The sequence below is a fragment of the Fibrisoma montanum genome, from assembly GCF_003583365.1.
Lineage (GTDB): Bacteria > Bacteroidota > Bacteroidia > Cytophagales > Spirosomataceae > Fibrisoma > Fibrisoma montanum.
In genome coordinates this window covers 110,848-124,808 of record NZ_QXED01000003.1, presented here as the reverse complement: position 1 = coordinate 124,808, position 13,961 = coordinate 110,848, and the positions used below count along the sequence as shown (strand labels likewise).

The following is a 13,961-nucleotide window of genomic DNA, read 5'->3' as shown; positions in this document are numbered from 1 at the left end:
GTTGGACGAGAAGATTTCTAGAAGCGAGATGCGATGATGGCCAGAAAGGAAAGAGCACTCAGGACGATCGGCAGCAGCTGATTCGTACGGTCGGCAGTGGCGGCCTTTGCTTTACCTGGCTCTACGTATACTACATCGTTGGGATGCAGGTAGTAATAAGGCGATTTGAATACATCCCGCTTCGTCAGGTCAAGGCGGGCAAAGGTGCGCTGGCCGTTTTCTTCGCGGATGACCAGTACGTTGTCCCGACGACCGTAGATTGAAATATCCCCCGACAGACTCAGTGCTTCCAGCAGTGTAATCTGCTCGTTCGGGATCGTAAACAGCGCAGGGCGCATCACCTCGCCCATTACCGAGATGCGGAAGTTCAGATTCCGGACGTTTACGGTCGGCTCCTTCAGGTAATCCTTCACTTTATCGCGGATAACATCTTTTACCTGGCTGGTGGTCTGATCTTTTACGTGGAGCTTGCCAATAACCGGCAGTTCAATGTCACCGGCCCCATCGACCAGGTAGCCCGTCGAGGGTGGCAGCGGAGTAGTACTGCCTGGCGTATTCATCTGGTTGCCCCGTTCGGCCGCCAGGGCGACTGTCGAATACGGATTAAAGAACGAAGACGCTTCGGGATTTAGACTGCTGATCTGGATCGACAGCACATCACCGGCCTGAACGGTCGGTATATACTTACTGGCCACGGCTGACTTTTCGCCTTCGCCCGGCGTATCCTGAAAATAAACCAGCTCACGTGTCGACACACAACTGGTGAGTGATTGACAGCCTAGGATCAGCAAACCCAGCATAGCCGTCAGAAAAAACATTCTTTTACTGATTGTTGGTCTTACTTGCATGTCAATGTCCTGTAATGCTCAAAAAATTGTAGGGTCCTCGCAGCGCTATTGCACCCGTCGGCTTAAGTTTGTCAGTTTGTCTACGCTTTACATTCTTCTACTTCTATCATCTAAACAAAGAACAGAAGTTTCCTCAAAAGCATATATCGTAAACAACAGGTCAAACATACTAAATTTTTCAAAACCGACAATCATGAATTTTTAGTTTACTTTTTTATCTTTTCGTAAATAAAATAATAACCTATTGATTTTCAGTGAGTAGTCCATTCTAATAACCACATTAAAATGATAGAGCTATATACACATCTTATATGAACATACTGCGCAATTGTATAATTCTAATATAATTCTTATTTTTTACCAGACGTCAAGTTAATCTAGCGACGCCATAATTGACTTAAAATTATTTGTAATTATACTCTTTTTTCAATAAAAAGGAACTCTTTGTTGATTTTACTAACTTTTAATGGAATTCAATAACAATTATGTCTTCCTTTCTGGTATTACAGATAAATTGCACTCCCTGAAGATTTAAATCCATAGTGAAGAAAGGGAGTTGATTGTTCAATCTCTGGAGTAACGTCCCTGGTTATGACCTATCGCTGTACTGGCATTCTGCTTCTCTGCTACCTGCTTTCCTTACCCCTCATGGCCCAGACCAATCGGCTTGTTACCGGCTATGTACTTGAAAAAGGAACTGGACAGGCCCTGGCAGGAGCCGGGTTGGTCGTGTCATCCACCGGTCAGGGTACCAGAACGGACGCGAGGGGCTATTTTTCACTCCGGGTGCCTCCATCCGACAGCCTGACGATAACCGTCACACACGTCGGCTACCCAACTACCCTGGTCCCGCTCGCAGCCTACTCCCTGACCGAACCCATAACCATCCTGCTTCAACCGGGCCGTACGTTGACCGAAGTAACAGTCAGGCCGATTCTGACCAGTAAACAGGTCGGCGAAGCGCTGTCCCTGGGCAAAATATCCCTTTCCCTCGATCAGGTCAGGAAAGTCCCCGCGCTGCTGGGTGAAAAAGACGTGCTGAAAGTAATTCAGTTGCTGCCCGGCGTTCAGAAAGGAACCGAAGGGAGCACGGGGGTATATGTACGCGGGGGCGGTCCGGACCAGAACCTGATTTTGCTGGACGACGCCATCGTCTATAACCCGAATCACCTCTTCGGTTTTTTTTCAGCCTTCAACGGCGATATTCTCCAGAGCGTTGAGTTGACTAAAGGGGGTTTTCCTGCCCAGTACGGCGGGCGTCTTTCGTCCGTCATTGATATGAAGCTGAAAACCGGTGATATGCATCACCTGCATGGCGAGGGAAGCGTTGGTCTGATTGCCTCCCGCTTTGCGCTGGAAGGCCCTTTGGTTAAACGCCGGGTTTCGTTCCTGCTTGCCGGACGACGCAGTTACTACGGGCTGCTGACGCAGTGGTTGACGCCGGGGGAACAGAGTGATCAGATTCCGAACCGGACGTGGTTCCACGATTTCAATGCAAAAGTCGATGCCGATCTGAGCGCAAAAGACCACCTGTCGATCAGCGGGTACGCCGGCTACGATATGTTCAGGGGGCAACGTACCGACGCGTCGCAGTCGTATCTAAAATCGGGGCTGGACTGGGGGAACACAACGGCCACGCTCCGGTGGCAGCATCGGTCTTCGAGCCGCCTGAGCAGTCAGACGGCGCTGGTCTATACACGCTATCAACTGAAAGTCAGTTCGCAGGAAGCAGCCGTTTCCTCCGACAGCGCCGTTCAGGTATACCAGCTCAAATACCAGTCGGGCATCCGGGATCTGACCGTCAAGCACGACTGGCAGCTTCGATTGAGCAGCAACCATGCCCTGCGTGTAGGCCTGCGTGGTACGTACCACCGGTTTACGCCCAGTGCCATTGTTGAAACAAACCTGAACGCCCCGCCCACCTCCGATGCCAATCAGCCCATCGATGTGCTTGAGTCGGGGGTATACGCGGAACACGATTGGTACCTGGGTCGACGCCTACACCTGAACAGCGGCCTCCGCACCAGCTACTATCTGCATAAAGCGGTGCAGTACGTACGGCCAGAACCCAGGTTCTCGGTCGATTACCAGTTCGGGAAGGGCTATTTGGTGAAGGGTTCGTTCACGATGATGAATCAGTACGTCCACATGCTTTCAAACACGGGCACGGGCCTACCCACCGATTTATGGGTCCCGACGACCGACCGGGTTAAACCGGAGCAGGCCTGGCAGATTGCCTCGGGCGTAGGGAAAACCCTGGGCCGGTCGGCAAAGCCCGCGCGTCACGTGACCGTAACGCTCGAAGGGTACTACAAAACAATGAACCACCTCATCAGCTATCGGGAAGGCGCCAGTTTTCTGCTGCCGGGCAACGCCACCAAAAACCAGAAAGCCCGCTGGGAAGACAACGTAACGGCGGGCCGGGGCTGGTCGTCGGGCCTTGAACTGCTGCTCCAGAAAAAAGAAGGCACCTTCTCGGGCTGGATTGGCTATACCGTATCGCTTACGCGCTGGCAGTTTCCGCAGTTGAATGGGGGCCGTCCTTTCTTTCCGCGCTACGACCGCCGACACGATCTGGCGCTCGTTGGTATCTATGAACTCAGCAACCGGATTCGGCTGTCGGGCACCTGGGTGTACGGCACCGGGCAGGCACTCACCATTCCCGTAGCCCGGTACACCCTCCACGTCAACAATCCGGAACGGGGCCTGAATCCAGCGCAATCCGTATTCGGCGATAGCCAGCCGGTGAAAGAATACAGTGGTAAGAATCGCTTTCGGGCCGAGCCCTATCATCGGCTGGACCTCGGGGTTCAGGTTGGCAGTCGAAAGAACGACCAGCGTAGCACCTGGGAGTTTACGGTCTATAATGCCTATAACCGACGGAACCCGTTTTTTTATTCCATGGAAGGGAAAGTGGATGCTGATAACAAACCCTCGCGAACGGTCCTCTACCGCTATTCCCTTTTTCCAATTATCCCCACCATCAATTACTCATTTAAATTCTAAGGCCTTATGTAACGTCTGGACCCAGTTTTTATGAATACGACCTTGTGGTGTAGTATTGGTTTCCTTACGCTGACCGGCTGCCAGAACCTCCGTCAGGAGGTGGATCTGGATGGACTCACCCAACAGCCAAACAAACTGATTGTAGCAGCCTTCATCTCTCCGCAGGATACGGTGCTGACCGTAAAAGTGAACCGGACCCGACCCATTCAGGACCCGTATAATGCAACCAGTGGCCTGGTCACCAACGCCCGGGTGACCCTGACCAATGCCGGCCGCTCACTCACGCTGGTTTATAACACCACCCATCAGCAGTACCAGGCCGATCCGGCTCGTCTGCCGATCCGCAGTGGTCAGACGTATACCTTAACGGTGCAGACGCCCGACGGTCTGCGGGTTAGCGGGAGCTGCACAGTTCCCCCGGCCGTACCGGTGCAAACCGTATCATTAGATTCCCTGGAGGAAGTCAACGGCAATAAACAGTATCTGGTACGGCTCGCCTGGCAGGACCCTCCCCGCACGAAAAATTTTTACCAGCCCATCGGAGCGTTCGTCTATCTGCGCAGTTGCGGTACGTGTTCTTCGGCCGAAAAAGCCCGGCAACGGCCGGTCAGAGCCCCGATTCCGTTTGGTACATCAACCAATCTGAGTGGCCTAGTCAGCGACGACCTCCGGGACGGCTCGGTACTAACCTCCGAATGGGGAGCCCTCCGCGCAGATTCGACCGACAAAGCCAGGAGTACGCCCAACACCGTTTTCCGCGATTACTACGCTAGAGCCACGGTAACGGCTGTACTTCTGCACGTTGATGAAGCGTATTACCGCTATCATACCGCTGCCGAACTAGCCGCCCGCTACGACGGGAACCCCTTTGCCGAACCCGTTATTATTCCCAGCAACATCAAGGATGGACTCGGCTGCTTTGCGGCCTACAACAAATCCATTCGGAACGTCGTACTGAAACGATAGCCGGTCCAGACAGCAAAAAAAGAAACCCGCTGATTCAGCGGGTTTCTGGTGCAATGGGTTTCGGTTTCTTAACCGAGATATGTTTTCAACGCTTTAGAGCGTGATGTATGGCGGAGCCGACGAATGGCTTTCTCTTTAATCTGCCGGACGCGTTCGCGGGTCAGGTTAAACTTCTCACCGATTTCTTCGAGTGTCATCGCATGTTCGCCGTTCAGACCGAAGTACAGTGTAATCACATCGGCTTCGCGCTGGGTCAGCGTCGAGAGCGCCCGTTGTACTTCTTTGCGCAGCGAATCGTTGATCAGACCCGAGTCCGGCTTATCTTCCCCGTCGTTTTCAAGCACGTCGAGCAGGCTGTTTTCTTCACCCTGCACAAACGGTGCATCCATCGATACGTGACGACCCGAAATTTTCAGGGTATCCACTACTTCGGCGGCCGAAATCTCCAGCACCGCGGCCAGTTCTTCCGGCGACGGCTCCCGTTCGAACTTCTGCTCCAGATCAGAGAACGTCTTCGAAATCTTGTTCAGTGAACCGACACGGTTGAGCGGCAGACGGACAATTCGGGACTGCTCGGCCAGAGCCTGCAGAATCGACTGGCGAATCCACCACACAGCGTAGGAGATAAACTTAAAACCGCGGGTTTCGTCGAACCGCTGAGCGGCTTTAATCAGACCCAGGTTGCCTTCGTTGATCAAATCACCTAACGACAACCCCTGGTTTTGATACTGCTTAGCCACCGACACCACGAAGCGCAGGTTGGCTTTGGTCAATCGCTCCAGCGACAGTTGGTCGCCTTCACGAATCTTCTGGGCCAGCGTCACTTCCTCATCGGGCGTGAGCAGGTCCACCTTACCAATTTCCTGCAAGTACTTGTCTAACGACTGACTCTCGCGGTTGGTAATCTGTTTGGAAATTTTTAGCTGTCTCATATTACTTTGTCCCCGTGCGGGTGGCTATATAACGCTTTGTTATGACGTTGCATTACACAAAAAAGTAACAAATCACTCCGCTTTTTTGTTCTCTGGCTTCGGCAGCAATACTTTACGCGACAGACGGTATTTTCCAGTCTTTTTATCGATGTCAATCAGTTTTACCCGTACTTCTTCGCCAACTTCCAGCACCCCATCCATGGTCTCGAGCCGCTCCCACTTGATCTCGGAAATGTGCAATAATCCATCCTTACCAGGCATGAACTCGATGAAGGCCCCGAACGGCTGAATGGTCTTCACAACCCCGTCGTATACCTCGCCTACTTCCGGTACGGCAACGATGCCTTTCACCCGACGTACGGCCTTGTCCATGCTGTCTTTGTTGGTCGCGAAGATGCTCACCCAACCGGCATTGTCGTGCTCGTCGATGACCACCGTAGCGCCTGAGTCCTTCTGGATATCCTGCACCACTTTACCACCCGGTCCGATAACGGCACCGATCTGGCTCTGGTCGATCTTGATCACCACGGCCCGTGGAGCGTGCGGCTTCAGATCGGCGCGAACGTCCGACATAGCCTTCTTCATTTCGCCCAGGATATGCAGACGACCGGCCCGGGCCTGCTCCAACGCCTGGGTCAGTACCTCGAACGATAAGCCGTTGACTTTCATATCCATCTGGCAGGCCGTGATACCGTTTTCGGTACCCGTTACCTTAAAGTCCATGTCGCCCAGGTGATCTTCGTCCCCGAGGATATCCGACAGCACCGCGTACTTATCCGAACCGGGTTCAGTGTCGGTGATCAGACCCATGGCAATACCGGCAACCGGAGCTTTGATCTTCACGCCGGCATCCATCAGGGCCAGCGTACCGGCACAGACGGTCGCCATTGACGACGATCCGTTGGATTCCAGGATGTCGGATACCACCCGAATTGTATACGGATTTTCCGAATCGGGCGGCATAACTTTCTTCAGTGCCCGGTGGGCCAGATTACCGTGCCCGATTTCCCGGCGACCAGGTCCGCGGTTAGGCTTCACCTCGCCGGTTGAAAACGCCGGAAAGTTATAATGCAGCAGAAACTTGTTGTATCCCTGCAACAAGGGCTGGTCAACAATCTGCTCGTCCATTTTCGTACCGAGCGTTACGGTCGTCAGCGACTGGGTTTCCCCCCGCGTGAACAAAGCCGATCCGTGTGCCATCGGCAGGAAATCGGCTTCGCACGAGATCTGACGAATCTGGTCGAGCTCGCGGCCATCCAGACGATACCGCTCGTCGAGTACCAACCGGCGCGACGCTTCCCACTCCAGATCGTGGAAGTAGCGCTTTACCAGATCCAGGTTAACCACCGAGCCCTCGGGGAACGTAGCTACGTATTCATCCCGCACCGCCCGGAAAGCCTCCGCCCGCCCTTTTTTGCTGGCGTTCTTCCGGCGGGCTACTTCGTAAATTTTATCGTAACAGTAGGCCCGAACAGCCGCCCGGAGTTCTTCGTCGTGCGTTTCGTGGCTATACTGGCGTTTTTCAGTTTTTCCAACCTTGGCTTCCAGTTCCTTTTGGGCCTGGCAGTGCTGTTTGATAGCATCGTGCGCGGCTTTGAGCGCTTCAACCACCTCAGCTTCCGAGCACTCGCTCATTTCGCCCTCCACCATACAGATGTCGCGCTCTGTGGCACCAACAATCAGGTCCAGCGTCGCCCGTTCCAGTTCTGAGGTTTTGGGATTAATTACGTATTGACCGTCAATTTTAGCCACCCGAACTTCAGAAATCGGGCCGTTGAACGGAATATCAGATACGGCCAGCGCCGACGAAGCCGCCAGAGCCGCCAGTTGGTCAGGCAGCACTTCGGAATCGGCTGAGATCATCGTGATCATAACCTGGGTATCCGCGTGATAATCTTCGGGGAAGATAGGCCGCAGCGCCCGGTCTACCAGGCGGCTGATCAGCACTTCGTGGTCGGACAGTTTGCCCTCCCGCCGTTGGAAGCTGCCCGGGATTCGACCGGCAGCGGCAAATTTTTCCTGGTAATCAACCGAGAGAGGCAGGAAATCAACGCCCTCTTTGGCTTCTTTGGCCGACACGACGGTGGCCAGCAACATGGTGTTCCCCAGTCTGACAACTACCGCACCGTCGGCCTGGCGGGCCATTTTGCCGGTTTCGATAGTAATCTCACGACCATCAGGAAGTGCAACTACTTGCGTGGTGATTTGAAACATACAACAGTTTGAAAACGCCCTCAACAGCTTTAGCCTCGTTTACTTTCTTTCTCCGACCGCTTACACCGCTTCAGTATGAAAAGATAAAAATGAGGGAATCTACTGATAAGCAGATTCCCTTTTGCTTAGATGGTCCGTTTATTTCCGGAGGCCCAGTTCGGCCAGCACGGCCCGGTAGCGACTGATGTCTTTTTTCATCAGGTAATTCAACAGACGTCTGCGCTTACCAACCAGTTTCAGCAGTCCCAGGCGGGTGCTGTAATCGTGCTTGTGGACCTTGAGGTGCTCCGTCAAGTGATTAATCCGGTACGTGAACAGCGCAATCTGGGATTCGGCCGAGCCGGTATCACCGGCAGTTTTGGCGTGACCTTGGGTGGAGAAAATCTCCTGCTTTTTTTCGGTCGTTAGATACATCTTCAGACAGCGTTAATAATCGGAATTTTATTTCGGGTGCAAAGATACGAAAAATCCAATAATTTGGGGCCGGAACAACTATATTTTACAACATTTCGGCGGGTTGCCCCGTCTGAACGGTTGGTTTGCTGCGGGCGCTCTGCCACTTTTTCTTCAGCCGCTCCCAGGCAATAATGTATACATCCTTATCGAAGAGCCGCGAATCGTGCCGGGCCTGCCGCATCAGATACAACCCGACCGGAAACAGCACCAGATTGGCCATCCAGGCCCCTGCCGGCACCCAGAGCAGTCCATCTTTCGCGTATTTATCACCGGTCAGCGTCAGGACGTACAGGAAAATGAAAAAGACAATCGACACCAGCACCGGCAGTCCAAACCCGCCTTTTTTGATGATGGCTCCCATCGACGCACCGATCAGGAACATAACAAAGACGGAAATCGCCTGGGTGAACTTATGATGAGTCTCCAGTTGATACCGCCATACGGTCTTCTGCTTTTCAGCGAGGTACGTAATGTTCGACGACGTATACGACAGAATATTCTGGGCCTGACTCAGGGCCGTCTGGGCCAGCTCCGGGGTACGTACCTTTTGCTTTCTGAGCAATGAATCGACCCATTTACCTTCCCTGACCGGTTTTGCACTGCCAACCGGGTCGTTCTTGAACTGATAGTTATAATACTGCCGGGAGGTACTGGCAATGCTCAGACTGGTGTTTTTGAAATCTTTACGCAGCGAATCGGTCAGCGTTTTAAGCTCGCTGAGGTCCTTCATGTATTCGTGGTATTGAAACTGGTTTTCGTCGGTTCGTTTGATGCCAAACGATTCCAGACTGATCACCAGCCGATAATCCCGAAAGCCATTTCGGACAAACGGGCCACCTTTGGCGGAGGGATTGCTGGCGTAGTTCACTGAACTGTTGTCGTTATACTCCTGATAATCATTACCGTTGAACAGTTCGAAAACCAGGTAGCTACGATCCTTATCGGTATACATCCGGCCGGAATCGGCCAGAATAATCTCACGGTTGCCGGTTTCAATACCGCTGGTCGAGTGCTTGTAGATTACTAGGCCCCGCAGCGTTCTGCCGTCTTTTTCCTTTCTGTCGACCTTAATACTATAGCCGGGCAGGTCATTGTAGAAAATGCCCTCCTTCAGGTTGAGCGTTGCCTTGGCTGTTTTGATATCGTACAGCAAACTATATCCCTTCAGGTTGGCCCAGGGCGATACGCTGTTGTTAAACCAGAATGAAAACCCGCTGATGATAACCGCAGCCAGCAACAACGGGCGCATGGCCCGGGTCAGCGAGATGCCGGCACTTTTCATGGCCGTCAGTTCGAAAAATTCCCCCAGGTTCCCGAACGTCATCAGCGACGACAACAGCACAGCCAGCGGCAGGGCCGTTGGAATCGTCAGGAGCGCAAAGTAGAAGAGCAGGCGGCCGAAGGTGGCCAGATCGAGGTCTTTGGAGACGAACTCGTCAATGTAAAACATCAGAAGTCGCATCAGGAAGATGAATATGACGACGCCCAGCGTCAGCACAAATGGCCCCCAAAACGACTTCAGTATTAATTTATCAATCTTTTTCATTCAAGCCTTCCGTGTGGTCTCTGTTCTGAAACATTCGTTTCAATACATAACGAACCCGGTGATGATACCGTCAGAGAAGCCCCGGAATCTAACAATTTTTAACTTCCTACAATTTCACGGAGCTTTTCTAGTAAACCGTCCCAGAGGTCTTTCAGTTCGGCTTCATCGCTGTTCGACGAGTAGTCGGTAACGCGGAGGTAAGTAGATTGGGTCAATTCGCTCTGGTCTACCCGAAAGTCAATGTAGTTGTTATCGGAGCCATTATCGGTCGTATCCAGAAATTCAAAACGAACCCCTTTGTTCTGTCGCAGCGAAACCTGCCGGGCAATGTGGCTTTCGTTGTCCCATTGAAAATCAAATCGCTGTTCAGGTAACGTATTCACTTTATTAGCAAACCACTGCGATAAGCCAGACGCGGTACTAATGTAGGGAAACAGCATTTTTGGGGACGCCCGGAGTTCATATTCAGCGACAAATTTGTATTTCTCCATAACAGAAAATGATAAGGGTACTCGAGCAAAGGTAAACGAAAATTTTTGCGAAAGTCAACGCAATATGTTGTGCCAAGTCAATTTTTCCCTACTTTTGTGGTACCAAAATGGCGGGGTAGCTCAGATGGTTAGAGCGTAGGATTCATAACCCTAAGGTCGGCAGTTCGATCCTGCTCCCCGCTACTACTCAGGCGCTCATTGAACCAATCAATGAGCGCTTTTGCTTTTAAACCCTTTTTGCATTCCTGTGCACACGAATGAGTAGTTTACAGTTTATAGACTATATCGATTTTGTTCATTATTTTGTTACCAAATAATATATATAAGAACAAACAATTTGTTATTACTAATTTTACAATACATTTGTCTCATACTATGGTAAACGCCTTTCCAGCGTATCCTGCACATTTAACATACGGTTCATTCGCAGATGAGACTTCACGGCATCGATCTTGATCGGCTTCCTGTTTTCACCGACAGGGTTTGGCGGTCAGGCTTGCACTATCCTGCCCTGCTTTTCAGCACAGGATATGTTGTACGGCTTACCCGATTCCTTGTTGATTTGTAGCGCTGTTCCAATCAATTTACTCCCCGACTCTGCCCGCTCAATCTGAACTATCCAACACGCTATGACCGATTTCCACCAAACGTATATACCTTTTCGTTAAGTTACAGCAATGACTGCTTCAGTACCCACCGTACACACTCCTTTATTTTATGTTGTCGATGATGATCAGGACGATTGTCTGTTCGTTAAGATGGCGCTTTCTCATCACTACAGGCCTTCCGTCGTGCGAACGTTTCAGGATGGCCCTTCACTACTGACTCATCTTACGCATCTGCTGGATGGCCGCTTACCCGACCTGCTTGTGCTGGACCTGGATATGCCGCTCCTGACTGGTTTTGAACTGCTTACTTTTCTGAAACAGAACAGTGAGTATAAGACCATTCCCATTGTTGTGGTGACAGGCTGGGAACAGAGAGAGACCATGGAGCGATGCCTTGCCCTCGGCGCGTCGGCTTACCTGCCCAAAAAGATTGTTTATCACAAGCCCAGCGCTACGGTTGATTGTCTCAGGCCCTACTGGAACAGCCTGGGGCATCAACCGCTTTCTTCGGCTCAGCTCCTCGACGTTCAGGATCTGCCGAATAACTAAGCAGGCTGGGTTAACCGATAGCGGAGGGTTTCAGTGAAGTCCCCGCTATCGGTTGATGTGCGTTAGTGTAATACGTCAAATACCAGTTCGCGCAGAATATCGCCTTCGTTCATTGTGGGCGCATCAATTCCTTTGCTGAGGGCGTCGGCCCGGCGGATGGCGTGGATAATGGCAGCCACTTTCACCTGCGGAAACGTACGGGCGGCCTGTAGATAATCTTTGGTAAAGAACGGATTGACGCCTAACAGCGAGGCTACACCTTTCTCACTCTGGTCGGGCGATGCCTGCACCATCAAGACCTTGCTGAAGTACCCAAACAACTGGGCCAGCAGCACCACCAGCGGGTTATCTTTTGGATTGCGGGCGAAGTAATCGACAATGCGGTTTGCTTTCACAACGTCGCGCTGCACGAGGGCTTTCTGTAGTTCGAACACGTTGTACTCCTTGCTGATACCGACCAGCCGCTCCACCGTGGTGGCCGAGATTTCTTCCCCAACGTGCAGGTTCAGCAGGATTTTGTCGATTTCGCCCGCCAGTCGTTTCAGGTCGTTGCCGATGTGGTCGGCCAGGAGCTGGCAGGCTTTTGGACTCACCTTGGTGCCCTGCTCGTGGCAGTACTCGGCAACCCAGTCTACAATCTTGTTTTCGTAGAGTTTCTTAACGCCAAGCAGTTTTCCCTTCTGGCCGAATGCTTTTACCCAGGCTTTCCGCTCGTCGAGACCAGGTTTGCCGTCTTCCTTGACGTAGCATAGCATCAGGATGGTGCTGGAGAGTGGATTCAGCGCGTAATCTTCCAGCAGGGTCTGGGCTGATTTATCGCCGATGCCGCCGAGCTGCTGGGCTTCCTTCACCAACACGAGTTGCCGCTCAGCCATGAACGGATACCGACGGGCGTAGTTCAGTACGGCCCCCACGTCCGTATCTTTTCCGAACAGCACAAACTGGTTAAAACCCCGCTCGGCCACCGGAATAGCCACTTTTTCGAGTTCGTCGGCGATACGGTCGATGTAATACGGCTCGTCGCCGTGGATCAGGTAAACAGGAGCGATTCGTTTGTTACGGATGTCTTTCAGCAGGGTATCAACAGCAGCAATCATAAGCAACAGGCAATCGGAAAGCAACGGTGAACCACAAAAATACGCCACCCAACGGTGAATGCCTACTGCAAACTGATTTCCATGAGCGTCTGGCGACAGTGGCTAACCAGCTGCGGCCAGAACTCATCAAAAGCCCGGCCAATGGTGGTATAATGCCGTTCAAAATCGATAATGACCGTATCCAGGCCGGATGGGAAGGCGGTCCGGCGCGACAATCCGTTGAGCGTACGGTCTATGCCCCTGGCAGTCTGGTAATGAGTCAGCCAGTCGTAGCGAATCATGGCCTCCAGCATGCGGGCCGCCGAAGCCGGAAATCGCCGGGTATGCCGGGTCAGTACGTGGTAGAAGTATGGAACGAACAGATGTAGTGGCTCACCAGTCAGTTCGGCGAAGCGGACGGCCAGAAAGTGGTCAAAGAATACGTCGACGGCCACTCCGGCGTATTTATGACAGCGCGGGTACAGCAGCTCGCGAACGTCGGCCACGGCCGGGTGAGAATCCGTAAACGTATCGATGGCCCGGTGCAGCCGAATCCCGGCGATTTCGCCCGGCAGCAACCCATGGCGCGGGTGGGCCGGATCGCCTTTAACAAAATCAGCAATGAAGTTCCCGACGATTAGCTCTTCGTTTCGATTCGATAGATAGCCGTGCGCCAGAATATTCATGCGGTTCGTTTGGTGAGGGGTGGTTCTGATACAAGCGTTACACCCTCGCCAGGACTATAACGTTCAACAGCCACGCCAAATTTTCGCAGGAAGTCAACACCTTCGTCGGATGCGATGCCTTTGTACTCGGCGTAGGAGTGCAAATAGATGACCCGGGCGATTTTCATGCTGTAAATAATCCGGGCGCAGGCAATGCAGGGCGACAGCGTAACGTAGATGGTAGCTCCGGCTACCTCCGACCCATTTTTGGCTGCGTACAGGATAGCATTCTCTTCCGCATGCAGGGCCAGCGAACACGAACCTTTGGAGTCGCGGGGACAGCCAACCCCCGGAAACTCGTCGTCGCAGTTATGCGTGCCAGCCGGCGGCCCGTTGTAGCCGATGGAGATGATACGGGTATCTTTGGTCAGCACAGCCCCGACCTGTGCTTTGATGCAATGCGAGCGTTTGGCCAGGTTGACGGCCAGTTCCATGAAAATATCGTCAAACCGGGGTCTGACAGATCCGGACTGAATGGTGGCTATGGTGTCGTCGGACGTGAGTAGCATCCTGTAAATATAAAACACGATCGCCACAGATTACA

Annotated in this window: 12 protein-coding genes and 1 tRNA gene; 4 read left to right on the top strand and 9 right to left on the bottom strand. The window is 52.5% G+C overall.

What is annotated here, in order from left to right:
* Window positions 1-17: 17 nt before the first annotated feature.
* A complete protein-coding gene (locus DYU11_RS10450; RefSeq protein WP_229365759.1) occupies window positions 18-818 on the bottom strand; it encodes a polysaccharide biosynthesis/export family protein in 801 nt (266 codons plus the stop codon).
* A 621-nt stretch (window positions 819-1,439) separates the two neighbouring features.
* Here DYU11_RS10450 and DYU11_RS10445 point away from each other — a divergent pair.
* Window positions 1,440-3,854, top strand: coding sequence for a TonB-dependent receptor (locus tag DYU11_RS10445; RefSeq protein WP_119667631.1), 2,415 nt, complete (start codon window positions 1,440-1,442; stop codon window positions 3,852-3,854).
* Window positions 3,855-3,884: 30 nt separating this feature from the next.
* The gene (locus DYU11_RS10440) at window positions 3,885-4,820 is read left to right on the top strand and encodes a DUF4249 domain-containing protein (protein WP_119667630.1); all 936 of its coding nucleotides are present in this window, start codon (window positions 3,885-3,887) and stop codon (window positions 4,818-4,820) included.
* A 68-nt stretch (window positions 4,821-4,888) separates the two neighbouring features.
* Here DYU11_RS10440 and DYU11_RS10435 read toward each other — a convergent pair whose 3' ends face one another.
* From DYU11_RS10435 to DYU11_RS10415, 5 genes are all read right to left on the bottom strand, one after another.
* A complete protein-coding gene (locus DYU11_RS10435; RefSeq protein ID WP_009282104.1) occupies window positions 4,889-5,752 on the bottom strand; it encodes a sigma-70 family RNA polymerase sigma factor in 864 nt (287 codons plus the stop codon).
* A gap of 72 nt (window positions 5,753-5,824) precedes the next feature.
* Window positions 5,825-7,966, bottom strand: a complete 2,142-nt coding sequence (locus DYU11_RS10430) for a polyribonucleotide nucleotidyltransferase (protein WP_119667629.1) — start codon at window positions 7,964-7,966, stop codon at window positions 5,825-5,827.
* 138 nt (window positions 7,967-8,104) lie between these two features.
* On the bottom strand, window positions 8,105-8,380 hold the full coding sequence (gene rpsO, locus DYU11_RS10425; protein ID WP_119667628.1) for a 30S ribosomal protein S15: 276 nt from the start codon (window positions 8,378-8,380) through the stop codon (window positions 8,105-8,107).
* A gap of 85 nt (window positions 8,381-8,465) precedes the next feature.
* Entirely contained in the window at window positions 8,466-9,968 is a 1,503-nt protein-coding gene (locus DYU11_RS10420; protein WP_119667627.1) for an LptF/LptG family permease, read from the bottom strand.
* Window positions 9,969-10,066: 98 nt separating this feature from the next.
* Window positions 10,067-10,459 carry an START-like domain-containing protein gene (locus DYU11_RS10415; protein WP_119667626.1) on the bottom strand — a complete coding sequence of 131 codons (393 nt, stop codon included), beginning with the start codon at window positions 10,457-10,459 and terminating at the stop codon, window positions 10,067-10,069.
* A gap of 109 nt (window positions 10,460-10,568) precedes the next feature.
* Between DYU11_RS10415 and DYU11_RS10410 the strand changes: the two genes are divergently transcribed.
* Together DYU11_RS10410 and DYU11_RS10405 are read left to right on the top strand one after the other, a co-directional pair.
* Window positions 10,569-10,642, top strand: a tRNA-Met gene (locus DYU11_RS10410).
* A gap of 494 nt (window positions 10,643-11,136) precedes the next feature.
* A complete protein-coding gene (locus tag DYU11_RS10405; RefSeq protein ID WP_119667625.1) occupies window positions 11,137-11,616 on the top strand; it encodes a response regulator in 480 nt (159 codons plus the stop codon).
* A 62-nt stretch (window positions 11,617-11,678) separates the two neighbouring features.
* On the opposite strand, the gene holA is transcribed toward DYU11_RS10405, so the two are convergent.
* The 3 genes from holA to DYU11_RS10390 form a co-directional block, all read right to left on the bottom strand.
* On the bottom strand, window positions 11,679-12,713 hold the full coding sequence (gene holA / locus DYU11_RS10400) for a DNA polymerase III subunit delta (protein ID WP_119667624.1): 1,035 nt from the start codon (window positions 12,711-12,713) through the stop codon (window positions 11,679-11,681).
* Window positions 12,714-12,775: 62 nt separating this feature from the next.
* On the bottom strand, window positions 12,776-13,378 hold the full coding sequence (locus DYU11_RS10395) for an acyl carrier protein phosphodiesterase (protein ID WP_119667623.1): 603 nt from the start codon (window positions 13,376-13,378) through the stop codon (window positions 12,776-12,778).
* Window positions 13,375-13,926 (bottom strand): deoxycytidylate deaminase, encoded by a 552-nt coding sequence (locus tag DYU11_RS10390; protein WP_119667622.1) that lies wholly within the window; start codon window positions 13,924-13,926, stop codon window positions 13,375-13,377. Before DYU11_RS10390 ends, DYU11_RS10395 begins: the two co-directional genes overlap by 4 nt.
* Window positions 13,927-13,961: the final 35 nt, after the last annotated feature.